15 protein-coding genes are annotated in these 19,874 nt (G+C 52.6%); 13 read left to right on the forward strand and 2 right to left on the reverse strand.

Features of this window, described 5'->3' with window-relative positions; genetic code table 11:
- Positions 1-241 precede the first annotated feature (241 nt).
- From BD749_RS13705 to BD749_RS13725, 5 genes are all read left to right on the forward strand, one after another.
- Positions 242-1,426, forward strand: coding sequence for an acetyl-CoA C-acyltransferase (locus BD749_RS13705; RefSeq protein WP_101445237.1), 1,185 nt, complete (start codon positions 242-244; stop codon positions 1,424-1,426).
- Positions 1,427-1,548: 122 nt separating this feature from the next.
- Complete coding sequence (locus BD749_RS13710) at positions 1,549-2,082, forward strand: HEAT repeat domain-containing protein (protein ID WP_101445239.1); 534 nt, start codon at positions 1,549-1,551, stop codon at positions 2,080-2,082.
- Positions 2,083-2,262: 180 nt separating this feature from the next.
- Positions 2,263-3,591 (forward strand): toxin-antitoxin system YwqK family antitoxin, encoded by a 1,329-nt coding sequence (locus BD749_RS13715; protein WP_101445241.1) that lies wholly within the window; start codon positions 2,263-2,265, stop codon positions 3,589-3,591.
- Position 3,592: 1 nt separating this feature from the next.
- Positions 3,593-4,036 carry a GNAT family N-acetyltransferase gene (locus BD749_RS13720; protein ID WP_101445243.1) on the forward strand — a complete coding sequence of 148 codons (444 nt, stop codon included), beginning with the start codon at positions 3,593-3,595 and terminating at the stop codon, positions 4,034-4,036.
- A gap of 262 nt (positions 4,037-4,298) precedes the next feature.
- Positions 4,299-5,966, forward strand: coding sequence for an alpha-amylase family protein (locus tag BD749_RS13725; protein ID WP_101445245.1), 1,668 nt, complete (start codon positions 4,299-4,301; stop codon positions 5,964-5,966).
- 47 nt (positions 5,967-6,013) lie between these two features.
- On the opposite strand, the gene BD749_RS13730 is transcribed toward BD749_RS13725, so the two are convergent.
- Both BD749_RS13730 and BD749_RS13735 read right to left on the reverse strand, forming a co-directional pair.
- Positions 6,014-7,156: a DEAD/DEAH box helicase gene (locus tag BD749_RS13730; RefSeq protein WP_101445247.1), complete on the reverse strand. Its 1,143-nt coding sequence runs from the start codon at positions 7,154-7,156 to the stop codon at positions 6,014-6,016.
- A 54-nt stretch (positions 7,157-7,210) separates the two neighbouring features.
- Positions 7,211-7,957, reverse strand: coding sequence for a multidrug transporter (locus tag BD749_RS13735; RefSeq protein WP_245869209.1), 747 nt, complete (start codon positions 7,955-7,957; stop codon positions 7,211-7,213).
- Positions 7,958-8,070: 113 nt separating this feature from the next.
- On the opposite strand from BD749_RS13735, the gene BD749_RS13740 reads away from it, so the two are divergent.
- From BD749_RS13740 to BD749_RS13775, 8 genes are all read left to right on the forward strand, one after another.
- Positions 8,071-8,712 carry a DUF2238 domain-containing protein gene (locus BD749_RS13740; RefSeq protein WP_101446621.1) on the forward strand — a complete coding sequence of 214 codons (642 nt, stop codon included), beginning with the start codon at positions 8,071-8,073 and terminating at the stop codon, positions 8,710-8,712.
- A gap of 195 nt (positions 8,713-8,907) precedes the next feature.
- Entirely contained in the window at positions 8,908-9,906 is a 999-nt protein-coding gene (gene bioB / locus BD749_RS13745) for a biotin synthase BioB (protein WP_101445250.1), read from the forward strand.
- A gap of 89 nt (positions 9,907-9,995) precedes the next feature.
- The gene (locus tag BD749_RS13750) at positions 9,996-11,117 is read left to right on the forward strand and encodes an aminotransferase class I/II-fold pyridoxal phosphate-dependent enzyme (RefSeq protein WP_245869212.1); all 1,122 of its coding nucleotides are present in this window, start codon (positions 9,996-9,998) and stop codon (positions 11,115-11,117) included.
- Entirely contained in the window at positions 11,114-11,728 is a 615-nt protein-coding gene (gene bioD / locus BD749_RS13755; RefSeq protein ID WP_101445255.1) for a dethiobiotin synthase, read from the forward strand. Before BD749_RS13750 ends, bioD begins: the two co-directional genes overlap by 4 nt.
- 167 nt (positions 11,729-11,895) lie before the next feature.
- Complete coding sequence (locus BD749_RS13760; RefSeq protein WP_101445257.1) at positions 11,896-12,468, forward strand: hypothetical protein; 573 nt, start codon at positions 11,896-11,898, stop codon at positions 12,466-12,468.
- Between the two features lie 47 nt (positions 12,469-12,515).
- Complete coding sequence (bioA, locus tag BD749_RS13765) at positions 12,516-13,841, forward strand: adenosylmethionine--8-amino-7-oxononanoate transaminase (protein ID WP_101445259.1); 1,326 nt, start codon at positions 12,516-12,518, stop codon at positions 13,839-13,841.
- 544 nt (positions 13,842-14,385) lie between these two features.
- Positions 14,386-18,147: a T9SS type A sorting domain-containing protein gene (locus tag BD749_RS13770; RefSeq protein ID WP_101445261.1), complete on the forward strand. Its 3,762-nt coding sequence runs from the start codon at positions 14,386-14,388 to the stop codon at positions 18,145-18,147.
- Positions 18,148-18,224: 77 nt separating this feature from the next.
- The gene (locus tag BD749_RS13775) at positions 18,225-19,430 is read left to right on the forward strand and encodes a beta-ketoacyl synthase N-terminal-like domain-containing protein (protein WP_101445263.1); all 1,206 of its coding nucleotides are present in this window, start codon (positions 18,225-18,227) and stop codon (positions 19,428-19,430) included.
- Positions 19,431-19,874 lie beyond the last annotated feature (444 nt).

Consider the following 19,874-nt stretch of genomic DNA (forward strand, 5'->3'; position numbering starts at 1 on the left):
TCTAAATGTACAAATTATTTTGCGGCTGCCCACGTTATTCGGTTAGAGGCTACTCTACAAGAAAGGTTTAAAGGAGGATGGCTCAACACTAACATTTAGACGCATGCAAACCCACTTCTATGGGCTCGACAATTTAACAATTAAACCATTTAACCTCTAACAAGCCATTTACCTAACGATTGTTTGGTTTTCCGCTTGAATCCTGATAATTTCACACTACAAAACTATTAGAGACAATCTTATGCAAACTAAGGAAGTATATATTATCTCAGCTGTGCGTACTCCGATCGGTAGCTTTGGCGGCGTGCTGGCCAGCCTGACTGCTACGGAGCTGGGTGCAGCTGCTATTAAAGGTGCCCTGGAGAAAGCAGGTGTTGACAAAAGCCTGGTACAGGAAGTGATCATGGGCAACGTGCTGTCGGCCAACGTGGGACAGGCTCCTGCCCGTCAGGCGGCTGTGAAGGCAGGTCTAGGTTACGAAGTAGAGTGTACGACGATCAACAAGGTATGCGCATCCGGTACAAAAGCGATCATGTATGCGGCGCAGGCCATCATGCTGGGTCACAAAGACGTGATCGTAGCGGGTGGTATGGAGAGCATGAGCAACGTTCCTTACTACCTCGACAAAGCCCGTTTCGGTGCTAAATTGGGTCACGGTCAGATGATCGACGGCCTGATGAAAGACGGTCTGTGGGATGTGTACAACGACTTCCACATGGGCAATGCCGCTGAGAACACAGCCCGCGAAATGAAGATCACCCGTGAAATGCAGGATGAGTACGCGATCAGCTCTTACAAAAAAGTAGCTGCTGCCGCTGAGGCAGGTATGCTGAAAGACGAGATCGTGCCGGTGGAGATTCCGCAGCGTGGCAAAGACCCGATTGTGGTAACAGAAGACGAAGAATACAAAAAAGTGAACTTCGAGAAAATGGCTGGTCTGCGCCCTGTGTTTGACAAAGCAGGTACAGTAACGGCCGCCAATGCCTCTACCCTGAACGACGGCGCCGCTGCACTGTTGCTGATGAGCAAGGAGAAAGCAGAAGAACTGGGTGTGAAGCCGATCGCAAAGATCCGTGGCTTTGCTGATGCGGAGCAGGATCCGATCTGGTTTACCACTACGCCATCTTTGGCTATACCTAAGGCGCTGAAAAATGCCGGCGTATCGCCTGAGGAGGTTGACTTTTACGAAATCAACGAAGCCTTCTCAGTCGTATCGATCGCTAACAACCAGAAACTGGGTCTGGAAGGTGGCAACGTGAACGTGTTCGGTGGTGCCGTATCACTGGGTCACCCACTGGGTGCTTCCGGTGCACGCATCGTAACCACGCTTTGCAACGTGCTCGACAAAAAAGGCGGCAAAATCGGTGTGACCGGTATCTGCAACGGCGGTGGCGGTGCCTCTGCCCTTGTGATCGAAAAAATGTAATTGCCCAAACAGGTATATTTTTTGCAGGAAGCCTTACGTTATTTCGTAGGGCTTCTTTTTTATACCTTGCTATCAATTAAACTGTTTGCCATACTTTTGGTGTTTATCCTTTTTGAAATACTATGTCATTAGAAAACGAACTGGCCAGGTTCTGGGAATGGGCCAAGATGACGCCCGACACCTATAACGAACAAAGAGGTTTGGGCGAGTGGGAAGCAGACTACCCTGAGAGGGACGCTTTGTACAAGGCAGCTGAAGAAGCACTGGAGCAACTGAATAAAGAGTTTAACCACGACCTGGCACAACTGCTTGTGTATGCCCTGGCGATCGACAATGAGGCAGGTATAGTGTTGAAAGCTGTGGAGGAGAAACTCGCGGAGCCCTTGCGATTTATACGCAAAGGGGTATTCTCGAACCAGCCGCAGGCCCGTTGGCAAATGGCCGAATTGCTCTCGCATGTGGAGGTAGAAGGCCGCGAGAAAATGCTCCTGCACCTGATCAAAAGCGAACCGGACAAGTATGTGATCCGGCGTGCCTTGATGAGCCTCGACAAAGTCAACCATGCCAAGGCAGTAGAGCTGGCCCAGCCCTATGTACGAGACACCGACCCGTTCATGAAACTAGTGGCAAAAGAGATAACCAAGAAGAAGGTATAGTTTTCTTGACAAAGGACAAAAGACTCCTCGGTTCAGTTGCTTTTGTGTGATTTATACCTGCTTTGTAATGCTGCACTATTTGTTCAGGCGCTAAAAAAAGTAAAATCTGCTTTAATCAGGATTTATCAAAAGACCTTTGTTAAATAGTCCTTTGTCTGGAACACATTTAAAATCAGTCCCATGTCTAAATTGCTTTTCATCTTACCCGCCTTTTTGCTAGTCGGCGCCACAGCTTTCGGGCAGTCCACGCGCAAAGTGGTCACCTACCACGACGAATCGATGACGACGGTGAAAGAGGTATACTACATAACACCAGATTCGGCCATTGTGGGCTACTACAACCGCTACTACCCAACTGGCGAGCGGGAAGCCTTTGCCAAGTTTGTAGCGGGCAAGAAGGACAGCGTGTTTACGGAGTATTACCAGAACGGGCAGCCCCGCATGCAAGTGACGTATGTGCAGGACCAGAAGCAGGGCCCATTCCGAGCTTTTCATCCGGACGGCCGCTTGCTGCAGGAGGGCAGATACGAGAATGACCAGCAGAGCAACGTGTTCAAGACCTTTTACGCCGATGGCAAAGTGCGCAAGGAGACAAACTTTGTAAACGGTTTCCCGGAGGGGCTGGTGCGCGAGTTTTACCCGAACGGCAAGCTGAAATCGGAGATCACCTACAAGAACAGCCAACAGAATGGCCCGGCTAAAACCTACTTCGAAAACGGCAACCTCGAAACCGATGCCACTTACCGCAACGGCATGCTGGAAGGCTCCTACAAAACCTACTTCGACAATGGCCAATTGGAAACAGAAGTGATCAATGTGGCGGGTCAGCGAAACGGTACTTTCAAGAGCTATTACCGCAGCGGCAAACTTAGCACTGAAGGCAGCTTTGTGTCCGGCAAGATGCATGGTCCGTCCAAAGCCTATTTCGAGAACGGGAACCTGCGCAGCATGATCACTTACCGCAACGGACAGGTACAGGGACTTTCGCAGATCTACTACGAAGACGGCAAACTGAAGGAGGAAGGCCAGTACAGCAACAACGGCGACGACCGCAAAATCACGACCTATTACCCCTCCGGCAACATAAAAGCCGAGGAGCAATACAAAAACAAACTGCGCACCGGCAACTGGAAAACTTACTATGATGTCCCCGGCAAAAAGGAAGAGATAGCCGAAACCTACAATACCGACAAACTGACCGGCGAGCGCGTGGTGTACTATGAAAATGGCCAGGCCAAGGCGAAGTATACCTACGGCAAAGGCGACGGCAAAATTGTGAGCAGCCAGGAGTTTTACGAAAGCGGCAAGCTCAAATCCGAGACAAGTTACAAAGACGGCCTTCGCTTCGGCCCTTACAAACAGTACTTCGAGGACGGCAAAGTAGAAGTGCTCGGCCAGCACCGCAACAACAGAGCCACCGGCACCTGGAAATACCACAACCCAGAAGGTAAGGTATACATGACGCGCCTCTACCGAAATGGAGAGGTTGTAGAGGAGAAACAGAAGTAATATGCGCTGCCGCGAAGCCAAACTCACCGACATTCCCCAGCTGCAAATCATCCGCCATTCGGTGAAGGAAAACATCCTCTCCGACCCGACATTAGTCACGGACGAACTTTGTGCGCTATACCTGACCGAGCGCGGCAAAGGCTGGGTATGCGAGGTAGATGGAAAAGTAGTGGGCTTCTCCATTGTGGATATGCAGGAGCATAATGTGTGGGCCTTGTTTCTACTGCCGGAATTTGAGAGCCAAGGTATAGGCAAGCAACTGCACAACATGCTGCTCAACTGGTACTTCGAGCAGACCAGGGAAACGATCTGGCTGGGCACCGACCCCGGCACGCGGGCCGAGCAATTTTACCGCAGACAAGGCTGGCGCGAGATAGGTACACACGGTCGCAGCGAGATAAAATTTGAGATGCGCTACGAAGACTGGAAAGCTTGCTCCGAATAGGTATAGCTTACTATACCAGTGTTAAGACATTCCTTATACCTATCCTAACCCTTTTAAAGTCTGTCCCATGATGGGGTTATTCTTTGATGCTGCAAAGCTTTTAGTTTAGCAGTGTGCAGTTCTCTCCAAATGTAAACACCCCTCTTCGCTCCCCTCAAGGGGAGAATCAGTTACATTGGAACGACCATGCCTTTATCCCGACTTTTGCCCGCTTTCTACCGTATAGACGAATCACGTTTTCACCAACCAAAACTGATGCGCTATGCTGGAAGAGCTATGGTATAAAAATTCAATAATTTACAGTCTTGACCTCGAAACGTTCATGGACCTGAACGGTGACGGCGTGGGCGACTTCGAAGGACTAGCCCGCCGCCTCGACTACCTCAACGCCATGGGCATCGACTGCATCTGGCTCGCCCCTTTTCAGCCTACCCCCAACAAAGACAATGGCTACGATATTTCCGACTACTATGGTGTAGACCCGCGCCATGGCTCCAGCGGCAATTTCGTGGAGTTTATGCACCAGGCCAACAAGCGCGGCATCAAGGTTATCATCGATCTGGTGGTGAACCATACCTCCGACCAGCACCCCTGGTTTCAGGATGCCCGCAGCAGCGAAAACGCCAAGCACCACGACTGGTACGTGTGGCATAAAAAGAAACCCTCTGACTGGAACGAAGGCATGGTGTTTCCGGGTGTGCAGGAGTCAACCTGGAGCTACGACAAAAAAGCCAAAGCCTGGTACTACCACCGCTTTCACCATTTTCAGCCTGACCTGAACTGGGACAACCCCGACGTGCGGGCCGAGATCAAGCGCATCATCGGGTTTTGGCTGGAGTTAGGTATAGCCGGCTTCCGGGTAGATGCCGTGCCTTTTATGATCGAGTCGCCGGAGCCGAACACGAGCAAGCACGAACTGAATTTTGACTACTTGTGCGAAATGCGCCAGTTTGTGCAATGGCGGCGAGGCGAGGCTATTTTGCTGGGCGAGGCGAATGTGATGCCCGAGGAAAACAAAAAATACTTCGGTGAGAAAGGCGACGGCATTCACATGATGTTTAATTTCTATGTGAACCAGTACGTCTTTTATGCGCTGGCCACAGGCAAAGTCGAGCCGCTCGAAAAGGCTTTGGAGGCCACCCGCACGCACCACCACACGGTGCAGTGGGCACACTTTCTCCGCAACCACGACGAGCTGGACCTGGGCCGCCTGAGCGATGAAGAACGCGACGAGGTATTTGCACGGTTTGCCCCGGACAAAGACATGCAGCTCTACGACCGCGGCATACGCCGCCGATTGAGCACCATGCTCGGCAACCGTCAGCAGAGCGAGTTGGCCTACAGCCTGATGTTCTCACTGCCCGGCACCCCCGTAATCCGCTACGGCGACGAGATTGGCATGGGCGACGACCTGAGCCTGAAAGAGCGCGATGCCGTGCGCACTCCTATGCAGTGGACGGACGATTTCCAGGGCGGCTTTTCGAAGGCCGAGAAACTGGTGCACCCCATCATCGACAAGGGCCCTTACTCCTACCACCACATCAATGTCGAGAACCAGCGCCGCGACCCCAATTCCATGCTGAACTGGATGACCTCGCTGATACGGCTGCGGCAGGAGTGCACCGAAATAGGCTGGGGAGACTGGCAGATCCTGAAAACGAACAACGAGAAAGTGCTCTGCCTACACTACAGTTGGCAAGGCAGCTCGCTCATCATTCTGCATAACTTCGACAAGCTGGCCCACGAGGTGGTGCTGGATTTGAAGCAGGAGAAAAACGACAAGCAGGAAAAGGAGCATCAACTGGTAGACCTAATGGTAAACTTCACCAGCGAGGCCGATAAAAAGGGCAGGCACTACATCACACTCGATGCCTACGGCTACCGCTGGTTCCGGGCCGGTGACCTGAGTCACTTGCTCAAAAAAAGCTAGGTACACAGGTATAGGCGCGAGGCTCGACGGGTATTGCCTATACCTGGCTACTGTCCTTGCAAGTCAATTGTATCGGTGGGTAATACTTCTACCTTCACTCCCATCTTTTTCTGGATGATCTTGAAGTGGTGGGCATCTTCTGGCGTGATCAGCGAGATGGCTTCGCCGGAAGCTTCTGCACGGCCCGTGCGGCCAATGCGGTGCACATAGTCTTTGGGAGAGCGGGGTAGTTCGTAATTGATCACGTAGGGCAAAAACTTGATGTCTATACCTCGCGAGGCCAGGTCAGTAGCGACCAGCACCCGCAGTTTGCCGGCTTTAAACTGGCGGAGCGCTTCTGTTCTGCCACCCTGGCTTCTGTCGCCGTGAAAAGCCGCCGCTTCTATTCCATGCTTCTTCAGTTTGCCCACCACATTGTCGGCGGTACGGATTGATGAAGCAAATACGAGCACCTGCTGCATGTCGTGCTGCCGGATGAGGTAACGCAGCAAAGGGCCTTTCTTCTCAGGCTCCACCTGGTAGGCTACTTGTTTGATCAGCTCCGGCACGGTCGCCTCTTCCTGCACTGTAATTCGCACGGGGTCCCTCAGTAGTTTTGCGATCAGGTCCTCCACATCCTGGCTCAGTGTGGCCGAGAACAGAAGGTTTTGTCGACGGGCTGGCAACATAGCAAGCAGCTTGTTCACTTCCTCCTGAAAGCCCAGGTTCAGCATTTTATCGGCCTCGTCGAGCACCAGCGTTTCCACTTCCGAAAGGTGCACGGCTTTGTGTTCGATCAGGTCGAGCAGGCGGCCGGGCGTGGCGACGAGCACATCGGTACCACTCAGTTTCATCATCTGCGGATTAATGGAAATACCCCCATACACAGCCAGCGTTTTTACCGGACGTTCGAGCCCTTTGGCGAAAGCCCGGAACACTTCTTCGATCTGCACAGCCAATTCGCGCGTCGGCACCAGTACCAGCGTGCGCACGTACCTGTTGCGGCCGGCTTGCTTTTTTCGTTGCATCTCCAGAATCGGTAGCGCAAAACCCGCCGTCTTGCCAGAGCCTGTCTGCGCTATACCTAAAACATCTTTGCCTTGCAGGATGGCAGGTATAGCCTGCTCCTGTATGGGATAAGGAGCCGTGTAGCCGTGGTCAGAAATGGAGCGAAGCAGGGGAGCCGAGAGGCCTAACGAAGCAAATGACATAGAACAGGCATAAGGTGGCAGGCACGCGCCTAAACCATTGCAAAGGTAGGGATATTATACGTCTTTTTGGGCAGGCGCCACCACAATGCGTGTATGGTACTTTGTGAGCATATCCAGCAAGGCATAGATGAACAACGCCACGCCCGACATTTCAAGAAATTCCTCGATGCAATACAGGATGCGGTTGTAGAGGTGGTACAAGCCATAGCGCTTGTAGAGATACCCTTCAATAAACTCCAGGCCGAGCGCTCCGACCACAAACAACGCCCCCGACAGGATAATGAGGTTGCGGGAATACTGGGGCAGCCTCAGCACAAAGCGAAGAAAGTAGGCCACCACTGCCAGCGTGAGCATACCATAGGGCACCACCCAGGCCCAGTGCAGCATACCCGACAGGTCGGTAGCCAGACGGGGGCGCACAAAATCGGCCACCCGCTCGTGTATCTGGGTGCTTTCATCGATGGCCATAAACAAAAAGATACAGCCAAGTATAAACCAATGGCGGCTGTATTGGTCAGGTGCCTGAACGCGCAACTGCCGGTTCAGCAAAAAAAGCAGGCCACTGGCCACCAACAGCAGCACCGAGGAGAAAAATGCCGGGATGTTGCTCTCACCATTAAAGCTGAAGTAATGTACCACCAGCCGCGTTAGCCTCGATTCATACGCCCACACACTCTCCAGCAGGATTCCCGCCACATCGGCCAGCAACAACACCGTGATAATGGAGGCAAGCATTTGCAGCACCTGCTTTGGGCAAAACACACAAGCTGACGTAGTGGGATAAGTCTGATTCTGTAGCATAAGCCATAGACAAAGTGAAGCATCGACAAGGTATAGCTCCCTCTTACCCTGATTCGTGGCGAATGGTTATCGTGCCGGGCCAAAGTACGTATGCAGAGCTAAACCCCTTAACCATGCAGCACAACGACACCTCCACCAGGTTCTCCTCCGGCAGCAATCCATGGCTCCTGGCCTCTGTTACCGTCTTCCTGCTCGTGTGGGTCAGCACCTTCGTCTGGACCAATGACCTAAACAACTGGTTCATCGAAAACGCACTGGTTTTTCTGTCGCTGGCTTTTCTGATAGGCACTTACCGGATCTACCGGTTCAGTACCCTAAGCTATGTGCTGATCAGTGTGTTCATGTGCCTGCACGTGTATGGCTCGCAGTATACCTACGCAGAGAACCCTTTTGGTTATTGGATGATGGAAACGTTTGATCACTCCCGAAACCACTATGACCGGCTCGTGCATTTCAGTTTCGGCCTGCTGCTCGCCTACCCCATGCGCGAGGCGTTCATACACTGGCTGGATTATCCGCGCAGCAGCGCCTGGCTCTTACCTATTTTAACCACACTGGCGGTGAGCGCCGTTTATGAAATGATAGAATGGGCGGTAGCTGAAATACTTTTCCCGGCGCAGGGCCCGGCCTACCTGGGCACGCAGGGAGATGTCTGGGATGCTCAAAAAGACACCTTCATGGCCTTCTCCGGGGCTCTGATCGCCACCATTGCGATGGGCCTGACGCGAAACAAGGGCCTGATTAATGAAAAGTGAAGTGGCTGTGCCGGTTAAACCGGGAAGTGCCTGCCAGCACCAATTTTCTTTCCCAACAAATTAACAAACCATTTTTTCCACAGAAATACATCAGCTGCTGAATAAGTTAACAAGTTATCCACCGAAACTACCCCCAAATCCAATTTTTTATTCCTAAAACTTCAGATTATCTTCGTCCTCTAAACCCAAGCCATTATGACGCAAGACGGACAGAACACAGCCATTCGAAACGACTGGACACTGGAGGAAATCAAAGCGATCTACTATAAGCCAGTGTTGGAACTGATTGTAGAGGCAGCCAACGTGCACAAAGAGCACCAGGCCACAGGCGAGGTACAGGTATGTACCCTGCTGTCGGTGAAAACAGGTGGCTGCCCGGAAGACTGCTCGTACTGTCCGCAGGCGGCCCGTTTCCATACCGGCGTGGACGTGCATAAACTGCTGAGCCAGGAGCAGGTGCTCACGGCGGCGCAGCGTGCCAAAGACGGCGGCTCTACCCGCTTCTGCATGGGGGCAGCCTGGCGTGAGGTGCGCGACAACCGCGACTTCGACAAGGTGCTCGACATGGTGAAAGGCGTGAACGAGATGGGACTGGAGGTTTGCTGTACCTTAGGTATGGTAAACGAGTACCAGGCTGAAAAGCTGAAAGAAGCCGGCCTGTACGCTTATAACCACAACCTCGATACCTCAGAAGAGAATTACTCCAACATCATCACTACCCGTACCTACGGCGACCGTCTTGACACAATCGAGAACGTGCGCAAGGCAGGTATATCGGTTTGCTCAGGTGGTATTATCGGCTTAGGCGAGACCGACGAAGACCGCATCGGAATGCTCCATACCTTGTCTACCCTGGTGCAGCACCCGGAGTCTGTTCCGGTAAATGCCCTGGTGCCGGTAAAAGGAACCCCGCTGGAAAACCAGCCGCTTGTTACGGTTTGGGAAATGGTGCGCATGATTGCCACAGCCCGCATCCTGATGCCAAAGACCATGGTGCGCCTGTCTGCTGGACGCGAGCGCATGAGCGTAACCGATCAGGCGCTTTGCTTCCTGGCCGGCGCCAACTCCATCTTCACAGGCGAAAAGCTGTTGACAACGCCGAACCCGGACTTTGACGCAGACAAAGCCATGTTCGATTTGCTGGGCCTGACCCCGCGCAAGTCTTTCAAGGAAGAAGCACAGCACGTTTGCTAAGCAGACAAAAGACTGTTTGACAAAAGACAAAAGACTTTCTAAATTGATTTATTGTCTTTTAACTCCTTTGTCCTTTGTCAAAAATTCCTTTGTCACAAAAACTACAGCAGAAGCTGGCGGAGCGGGCAGCGCAGGATACCTTGCGCCAACTTAAAACCACCGCCGGCCTCATTGACTTCTGCTCCAACGACTACCTCGGCCTTGCTCGCAGCGAGAAACTGCGGGCGCTTATCCACAAGGAAGAGGAGCACTACAGACATTTACCTTTGGGAGCAACGGGCTCCCGACTGCTATCCGGCAACCACGGCCTCTTCGAAGAGCTGGAAGGTATCATCGCGTCCTACCATAAGGGAGAGGCCGCATTGCTTTTCAACTCGGGCTATACGGCCAACGTGGGCTTGCTGTCTGCCCTGCCGCAGCGTGGCGACACTGTGTTTTACGACGAGGCCAGCCATGCCTCCATGAAAGACGGGCTGCGCCTGAGCTTTGCCAAGACCTATGCCTTCCGCCACAACAGCGTGGCCGATCTGCGGCAAAAGCTGAAGCATGCCACCGGGCAGGTATACGTGGTGGTGGAATCGGTCTACTCCATGGATGGCGACCAGGCTCCCCTGCGGGAGCTGGCGCAGGTATGCACGGAGGTGAACGCCGCCCTGATTGTAGACGAAGCCCATGCCGTGGGCTTGTACGGATCCAAAGGTGAGGGATTGACCGTAGCCCTTGGGCTGCAGGACCAGGTGTTTGCGCAGGTGATTACCTATGGCAAAGCCATGGGCAGCCACGGAGCTGCCGTAGTGGGGCCGCAGGTGCTGCGTGACTTTTTGATTAACTATAGCAGAGCCTTTATTTACACAACAGGTCTGCCGACGCATGCGCTGGTGGCCTTGAAGTGTGCCTATACCTTGCTGCCCGAACTTGCGCCTGAGCGGGAGCGCGTGCAGCAATTAGCGAACCGACTGTACCAGAAACTGAACAAACTTAGCGGCATACGCTGCACCCCGGAAGATAGTGTGATACTCTCTGTTTTCCCGCAACAGCCCCGGCAACTCAAGGCGCTGGCGGCTGCGCTGCAACAAGCTGGATTTGATGTACGCCCCGTGCTGCCCCCTACTGTGCCTGCTGGTACAGAGCGGCTCCGCGTGATCGTGCATGCCTATAATAGTGAAGAAGAAATTGACGGCCTCGTGCAGGCCATAGCGAAAGGTACATGAAAAGATATTTTGTAACAGGCATCGGTACGGACGTTGGCAAAACAGTTGCCGCAGCCATACTCACCGAAGCCCTGCAGGCCGACTACTGGAAACCCGTACAGGCGGGTGGACTAGATTTTACAGACACCGATACGGTCAGAAGTCTGATTTCAAATGAGAAGTCCATATTTCACCCCGAAGCTTACCGGCTTAAAATGGCAGCCTCGCCGCATAAGGCAGCTGCAGCTGAAGGTATAGAGATTGACGTGCACGGTCTGAAACTGCCGGAGACGCAGAACAACCTGATTGTGGAAGGAGCCGGTGGACTGATGGTGCCACTCAACAAGCGCTACCTCGTGCTGGACTTGGTGCAGCAACTGGGGCTGGAGGTGATCCTGGTGTCCCGAAATTACCTGGGCTCGATCAACCATACCCTGCTCACGGCAGAGGTACTGCGCTACCGCAAAGTGCCGGTGGCGGGCATTATCTTTAATGGAGAGGAGAACCAGACATCCGAGGACTTCATTGTAAAGTACACAGGGCTGCGTCGCCTACCCTCCATTCGGCAGGAGGCAGACTTTTGCCAAGAGGCTGTGGCAGAGTATGCTAAGGCATTCGTGCCATACCTGTAAGCCTTCATAACAAAGGATAAACCACACGATTGCCTATTGAGTACACTCTACAAAACGACAACATTTACCGCAATAATAAAACACATTCTGGATCAGCCACTTGTTCGGGAGCTGATCTGGGGTAAAATGTAGGCAGGCGCTATACCTGCGCCCCGTATACCTGGCCTATGGACGAAGAGGAATTGCTGCAATCATTAAGTCAGCCGTTGGGCAAACTGCAGGTACAAGAGCTCGCTGCGAAAATGAACTCGGGCAAGCTCTCGGTGCAGCAACTGTTGGATCTCTGTTCTTATGATAAGGATCGATCAGTGGCCTTTCGCGCCGCCTGGGTGCTGGAGTACGCAGCCTATACCTTTCCTAAACAATTTTTGCCATACCTGCCCGTTTTCATTGGCATGCTGCCGACACAGCATAATTTGAGCTGCCAGCGACACTTCTCCAAAATACTGATGTGCTGCGCCAACCCGGACGCCAATCCGATTTACAAAGCGGCATGGCGCGCGCTGCCAGACCGTGAACCCGTGGTAGAGTCCATGTTCGAGTGGCTGATCAACTCACGGACGCCTGTTGCGGTGAAAGTCAACTGCCTGGACGTGCTCGTATACCTGCAGCCAGAATTCCCTTGGGTGAAAGACGAGTTGCTGGCCCAGATCGAGTTTCTGATGAAAGACGGCTCACCGGCCATGCTTAGCCGCGGCAAACGAATACTCAAGCGCTTTTTGCGCGGTAAGGGTAGGTAAATCCCCTCCCCTTGCCTACTTTCGCACCAAAGCGAACACATTTCACCATGTCCATCACAAATCTTGCTACCCGCGACCAACAGGTTATCTGGCACCCCTACACCCAAATGAAGACTGCAGCCCTTCCCATACCTATAGTGCGGGGTGAGGGTGCGCTGCTCTATGCCGAGGATGGGAAGACCTATGTGGATGCCGTTGCCTCGTGGTGGGTGAACCTGCACGGGCACGCGCACCCTTACATTGCCCGGAAAGTGGCTGAGCAATTGCAAACGCTTGAACATGTGATCTTTGCCGGCTTCACGCATCCGGCCGCCGTTACCTTTGCCGAGCGCCTCATCCAGATCCTGCCGCAGGGCCAGAGCCGCATCTTTTACTCCGACAATGGCTCTACCGCCGTGGAGGTGGCCCTCAAAATGGCCATCCAATATTGGCAGAACGAAGGTATAGCCAGGCGCAAGATCATCGCTTTCCGCAACAGCTATCACGGTGATACTTTCGGAGCGATGGCCGTGAGTGCCCGTAGTGCCTTTACGGCTCCTTTTTGGTCTTACCTGTTTGAGGTGTGCTTTATTGATGTGCCTATACCTGGTCAGGAAGGGGAAACCCTAAAGCAGCTGGAGGCTTTTGCTGCAGCCGGCGATGTGGCTGCCTTCATCTACGAGCCGCTGGTGCTGGGTACGGCAGGTATGGTGATGTATACCCCGGAGGTATTGGATTGTCTTCTGGAGACCTGCCAGCAGCACGACATCCTAACCATTGCAGACGAGGTGATGACAGGTTTTGGCCGCACCGGCCGCACGTTCGCCAGCGACTACCTGCAGCATCAACCTGACATGGTCACTTTATCGAAGGGCCTGACAGGCGGCACCATGGCGTTGGGCGCAACCTCCTGCAACGAAAAAATTTACGAGGCTTTCCTGAGCGATGATAAACGCAAAACCCTGTTTCATGGTCATAGCTACACGGGCAACCCGGTTGCCTGCGCCGCCGGCCTCGCCAGCCTGGATTTGTTGCTGCAGGAACAAACAAAGCAGCAGATTGATCGCATCGGACAGCGACATGCGGCTTTCAGCCAAAAATTCCGTGCGCTGCCTAAGGTGTTGGAGGTTCGCCAGCAGGGCACCATCCTGGCGGTAGAGTTCGAAGCGGAGGGCACCTCGTACTTTAATAAATTAGGTGATACGCTCTATAGCTTTGCGTTGGCGCAAGGCGTAATTCTGCGACCGCTCGGTAACATCATCTATGTGATTCCCCCCTACTGTATCACCGACCCGCAACTCGACCAGGTATACCTGACGCTACAAGGGATGCAGGAGCTGATTATAGGAGAGCGCTACTTCGAACCACCTTCACAAACCACCTTGCACGATTAACAAACATTCTAAAGATTCATTTTGGGAAAAATGAGTTGATCAAAGCCAATTTTACGGAGAACGCGTACGTACAAATCCAATTACACTGCTATCCTAGCATAAATAACCCAATACATAAACACTTGATAATTAATTCGTTGCCAATTAACAGCAGATAAAATACGGATCATCCATTGGCCTTTTGCGTTCAATTCTACTTATTCAGAAATTAGCCGTATCCCCACATTTTATATCCGAATCGTTCAAAAAATTCCACTGTTAGGATAACATTTCCAGCTTTTGGAAAATTGGACTCCCTCTGCACGCCTACAATGCTTTGTAATGGCGCAAACTCCTTCTTCCTAAAAAAATTTTTACACCTGACTTCCAATGCGTTATACTCCATGTTGCACTATTTCTTTCTGAATAAAAAGTACTGTATAAAATGGCATTTAATTTTCTTCCGACTCAGCAATTAACCAGCTAGTCTTAGCTAAGTAGGATTCACCATCTCTATATTATCTATCGGAGGGTTAAGTTTCAAACCATTATTTACTTAACCCATATGAATCAAATTTTACCCTTCTACAAGGCTGTCTTGTTGAGCCTGGTGCTTTTACTATTTGTAACCCCTGCCTTGCACGCGCAAACCAAAGGCATGATCGTGAAGCCTGCTACAGGGGCGGGCAAAGCCGTGCTCGACCCGAACGGCGATGGCTATGTTTCCAGCCCCGCCACCCCTCCGGGCTTCCGGTTCAACGATGTGCAGGAGAGCGAGATTCCGTACAGAGCCTTGCCGCTTCCTGCAGGTGAGGTGTTGGGCGACCTGCTACGCGGACCTACCGGTGGCTTCTCCGACTTCTCATACCTGTTCGGCAACGTGGACCCGGTGTATACCTACCTGTCTGGCGGCAACCTCATGTTCCGCTTCCGTTTGGGAGGTATAGCGCCAAACTCGAAAGGCTACAGCATCCTGATCGACACGGATAATAAATTCGGAAATACGGGGCCGAATGCCGACCCGGAGTATACACCTGCCAACCCTGGCTTTGAAGTAGAGATCGTGTTGGCGACAGGTTTTGGGGTGCGGCTTTACAATGTAAATGGTGTGTCGTCTCCGGCTGCCGGAAGCCAGTTGGTTAACCTGCCTTATGAGCAGTATGCCCAGAAAGCCATAGCCTATACCACAAATGGCGGCAGCCCGGACTATTTTTACGATTTCTACATTCCTTTCTCCGAGATCACTAAATACATACCGTCGTTCACGGCCAGCACACCGGTGCGCATGGTGGCCAACACGGTCATGAGCGCACAGCACAGCGCGCTGGCCGGGCCGATCTCTGATGTGGGAGGTATAGACGACAAGGTATACGCTGGCAACTACTCGGCAGCATTCACCAACATCATCCAAAGCATCATACCAACCGCCCTGAACGTTACGCCTACTTCAGATTTTCCGGCGCTACGCAGCGCTGCCCCAGTTATCACCGGGACGTACACGGCAGGCACTTCTACTGCTGCAAATCCTCTGCTGGTAAACGGCACATCCACGGAAGCAGCTGGCACTGTGATTGCGGTATACCTGAACGGCACAGCGCTGGGCACTACAACAGTGGGTACCGGTGGCACCTGGAGCTATACCTTGCCCGCCAACACAGTACTTGCCGCAAGCGATAAACTTACTGCCACCGCCTCTGCCACAGGGAAGTCTGTCTCTAACCTCTCGAACGAAGTTGTTGTGATATCGCCAGCTTTTGTTTGTCCGGCAAGTGCAACTCCTACCATCCTGTGCGCATCAGACAAAGGCTTCACCGGAACAGTACCGGCTGGAGTAGCTGCAGGCAGCATCATCAGAATCTATAAATTCGGAGAGCCGGACAGACCGGTATTGGGTATACCTGATATCCCGGTCAGATCGAACGGCACCTGGGGCTGGACTTGCCGAGACGGCGTGAATGCAACCGACTGTAGCCCGGGACAGGGTTGTGTGGCTGGGACCGTGACTTTGGGTAACGGCAGTTACTATGCGATACTGGAAGAAGGGAACGGCAAATGTTCCTCTGCCAGATCGAACGAGGTATGTGTGGGCAAGGGCAACCTGGCCACCACTGCTACACCAAGCATCACAACAAACCCAATCCTGCAAAGCACGACGACCATCTCAGGCACCGCTGTTGCCAACGCCACTGTCATTGTGTTGATCAACGGAAAACTGTTTGGCAACACCACGGCGACAGGAACCGGCGCCTGGACGATGCCAGGTATGGTGCTGAAGGCAGGTCAGGTAGTTTCGGCTCGTGCACTGACTCAGAACATCTGCGTGTCGAACGAGACCTCAGCCACTGTTATGGCAGAAGCCTCTGTTGCTCCCGTCGTGAACGGACCTATCCGGGCTGGTGCTACCTCAGTATCGGGCACGTCTACAGAGCCGGCTGGCACCGTGATCACGGTTTACCGTAATGGTCAGGCCATCTGCTCTACAAACTGCCCGGTAGTGGATGCCTATGGCAACTGGACGCTGAGCGGACTTGCCTCTACTGCACTGACCAGCGGCAACACCATTACAGGTACCGCTACTGCACCAGGCAAAGGCGCCAGTGCTCCATCGAGTGCCGTAACCGTTCAGGCTGCAGCAGCGGCAGCGCCTGCTATACCGGTCATTACAGGGTCATATGTGGAGGGTGCCACTGCCGTTGCAGGCACGGGACCTGCTAATAACATGATCAACCTTTACATCGATGGTTATTTCCTGGGCTCCGTTGTCTCCTCTGGAAGCGGAAACTGGACAGTAAGCGGGCTGAGCGGAAACGACATCGAAAAACTACTGTATGCCGGTGGCGTACTGACTGCTACCGCAGGTACGATCGGCACAAACGAAAGCAGGCATTCAGCTGGCGTAACTGTATTGTGCTCTAATACCATACCTGACAGAAACAAAGCCGTAACAGCTATTGCCTCCGCGATCTGCCAGAACAGCAGCGCCACGATCAGGATCAGCAACTCTGAGCGGGGCATCAGTTACGTACTCCGTAACGAAGCCAACACAGCCGATCTGAGCTCCTCTGTGTTAGGCAACGGCAGCGACATTTTGCTTATGTCATACCCGCTTAGCACAAGCCAGAAAATCAAGGTGGCTGCTACACGTGGCGAGAGCCCGGGTTGCGGCGCGGCTACGCTGAATAACACGGCCGACATTACGGTTAACCCGAACCCAACTGCCTTTATGGTATCGGTTCAGAACACGCAGGTATGTATCGGTGCTAAGGCTGTCCTGACCGTTACAAGCTCGCAGTTGAATATGAACTATCAGATCAGGCTGAAGGCAGACAACAGCGCTGTCGGGGCGCCGGTAGCTGGCACAGGTGGCCAGATCACACTCGAAACCCCGGTTCTGAACACGACAGGCAGCTTCAACTTCTATGTACAGGCTACTTCAGGTATAGCGCCCACCTTCTGCGGCACACAGATGAGCAACGAGGTAACGATTACAGTAAATGCGCTGCCTTCTAAAAACCTGGAGTTTATAGAAGGCACGTTTAATGCTGATGGCACTATGAATTTGATCGTTAAGAATTCGGAAGTGAACGTGCTCTACCAGCTTCGTCTGAATGGCACGGATTTCCGAACGCCGGTAGCCGGCAATGGAGCTGATGTAGTGCTGGTGTCTGATGTGGTAAACTCCGAGAAAAAAACTTATACTGTAATAGCCCGCCACATCAACTCTGGCTGCCCTGTTGAGCTCGAGCAAAAGATCGAACTACAGAGCATCACCCCGCTCCCGGTAGAATTGGTTTCATTTAAAGCAGTGGCCCAGCATAACCAAGTATTACTGCAATGGACAACCGCCTCTGAACGCGACAACGACCGTTTCGAGGTGGAGCGTAGCCAGGACGGACGCAAGTTTACCCTCATTGGCCAGGTAAAAGGCAAAGGTACCAGCAGCCTAACCAGTTCATACAGTTTCACTGACCAAAACCCCGGCACTGGGGTGAACTACTACCGCCTGCGCCAGGTAGACTTCGATGGTACGTTCGAATACAGCAAAACAATAGCGGCACACCTGAAGGAAACAAGCACTTCGGTTAAAGCCTATCCGAACCCGTTCTCGCACAGCGTGCAGGTAGGTATAGCAACTGAAACCTCCGGTCCGATCCGGGTGACTGTGGCAGATGCCCAGGGCCGTGTGGTGATCGAGCAGTTGCTAAATGCTGAAGGCAGGTATAGCAACTTCGAGCTCTCGACACAGCAGCTGGCAACAGGCGTATACTTCCTGCGCGTGACTGGCGGTGGCCTTAACTCTACCACCAAGCTGATCAAATCGCACTAGCTTTCACAGAACACGAAGCAAAGATCGGGGTGACAGAGGTTTGTCACCCCGATCTTTGTTTTTACCTTTGCCCCGCATTGGAAAGCGCGAAAGAACATATCGTCATCAGGGGCTGTGGTGCCATTTCGGCCTTAGGCTATGACACCCCGTCTGTTACCGACGCCTACCTACAAGGCAAACCCGCCTTTACCTATATCCCACACGGAGGTAGCCTCACGCCAGTGGCTGCGCTCTCAGCAGCGGCAGAGACGCAATTGCAGTCCATCGCAGCGTCGAACTCCAATTACCGGCACCTGGACCGCTCTGTACTACTGGCCATTTTTGCGGCCAGGCAGGCAGTAGCACAGGCTGGATGGCAGCCTGCAAACCCGGATGCTGATCTGCGGGAGGACATGGCCGTGAACATCGGCTCTTCCAGAGGTGCGACCGGCCTTTTCGAGCATCATTACGAAGGCTTTCAGCAGGGGCAGCTCTCGTCCTCGTCCTCTCCTACCACTACCCTTGGCAATCTTTCGAGTTGGGTGGCGCATGCCATCCATGCCGGAGGAGCCCAGATCAGTCACTCCATTACCTGCAGCACCGCCCTGATGGCCGTGGCCAATGGAGTTGCCTGGCTCAGGGCAGGTATGGCCAGCCGCTTTCTGGCCGGCGGTACCGAGGCGCCGCTCACCGATTTTACAATTGCCCAGATGAAGGCTGTGGGCATCTACTCCCGCCTGCAGAATAATTTATTTCCTTGCCAACCCTATGGCACTTCCGGGCAGAACACGTTTGTGCTGGGAGAAGGCGCCGCTGTATTTGCTCTCGAAAAAGCCAATTTGGCTACCTTGCAGCCAGGAGACGTTGTGGTAGAAGCGGTTGGTTTTGGCTTTGAAAAAATCACGAGCAAGACAGGTATATCGGCAGAAGGGTTGAACTTTCAAAGGTCCATGCAGCATGCCCTCAGTCAGCTTGAACGTCAAGATAACAAGGTGGATGCAATCATAACCCACTCCCCCGGTACCAAGGCTGGCGATCATGCCGAGCTAACCGCTATTGAAACTGTGTTTGGTAACCACCTGCCCTTGTTGACGACAAACAAACACCTGATTGGCCACACCCTGGGAGCTTCCGGCGCACTGAGTCTGCAGTATGCGATGCACTTATTAGCAACCCAGCAAATTCACAAGCCGGGCTACAGCCATACACTACCTGCCTCCGCTCCGGAACAGCTGCGCCGCGTTATGGTAAATGCGGCTGGCTTCGGTGGAAATGCTGCCAGCGTCATCCTGACGTCAGTCTAGTAAATCAAGGAATTTTTAAATTTCAACTCCACTACAGCTCACCTATATTGACAAGCGCTATATAGGGCAAATATTGTACATTTCCGCTCCTCCTATACCTGTATCTTTCCCTGAAAATTGCACTGATTTTTCATTGAAATACTACTCCCAATCTGGTTACTTTCTTTCTGCTAACCCATCTGCACACAAAAGCTCTCATAACACAGGAAACTGCCTGCATATAATATATCACTAGATATTTCTATAAAAATATAGCAAGTTAACTATACAATTCCCAGTACCTGTCACCTCCGATTTCAGTTCAATTGCACACTAAAGTTTTATAGTACAGGAACGTATAACTCAATACATTTTAATTGTGGGATTCAGGTATACAATGCCTGGTTCACGCAGTCATTTATTGTGTTGATTACCCTTTAACTAAATACTTGCTATAACAAACTT

The sequence above is a fragment of the Pontibacter ramchanderi genome (assembly GCF_002846395.1).
Lineage (GTDB): Bacteria > Bacteroidota > Bacteroidia > Cytophagales > Hymenobacteraceae > Pontibacter > Pontibacter ramchanderi.

Coding starts and splice junctions, on each gene's coding strand:
- BD749_RS13705 (WP_101445237.1), top strand. CDS start 242: ATGCAAACTAAGGAAGTATATATTATCTCAGCTGTGCGTACTCCGATC.
- BD749_RS13710 (WP_101445239.1), top strand. CDS start 1,549: ATGTCATTAGAAAACGAACTGGCCAGGTTCTGGGAATGGGCCAAGATG.
- BD749_RS13715 (WP_101445241.1), top strand. CDS start 2,263: ATGTCTAAATTGCTTTTCATCTTACCCGCCTTTTTGCTAGTCGGCGCC.
- BD749_RS13720 (WP_101445243.1), top strand. CDS start 3,593: ATGCGCTGCCGCGAAGCCAAACTCACCGACATTCCCCAGCTGCAAATC.
- BD749_RS13725 (WP_101445245.1), top strand. CDS start 4,299: ATGCTGGAAGAGCTATGGTATAAAAATTCAATAATTTACAGTCTTGAC.
- BD749_RS13730 (WP_101445247.1), bottom strand. CDS start 7,156: ATGTCATTTGCTTCGTTAGGCCTCTCGGCTCCCCTGCTTCGCTCCATT.
- BD749_RS13735 (WP_245869209.1), bottom strand. CDS start 7,957: ATGCTACAGAATCAGACTTATCCCACTACGTCAGCTTGTGTGTTTTGC.
- BD749_RS13740 (WP_101446621.1), top strand. CDS start 8,071: ATGCAGCACAACGACACCTCCACCAGGTTCTCCTCCGGCAGCAATCCA.
- bioB (WP_101445250.1), top strand. CDS start 8,908: ATGACGCAAGACGGACAGAACACAGCCATTCGAAACGACTGGACACTG.
- bioD (WP_101445255.1), top strand. CDS start 11,114: ATGAAAAGATATTTTGTAACAGGCATCGGTACGGACGTTGGCAAAACA.
- BD749_RS13760 (WP_101445257.1), top strand. CDS start 11,896: ATGGACGAAGAGGAATTGCTGCAATCATTAAGTCAGCCGTTGGGCAAA.
- bioA (WP_101445259.1), top strand. CDS start 12,516: ATGTCCATCACAAATCTTGCTACCCGCGACCAACAGGTTATCTGGCAC.
- BD749_RS13770 (WP_101445261.1), top strand. CDS start 14,386: ATGAATCAAATTTTACCCTTCTACAAGGCTGTCTTGTTGAGCCTGGTG.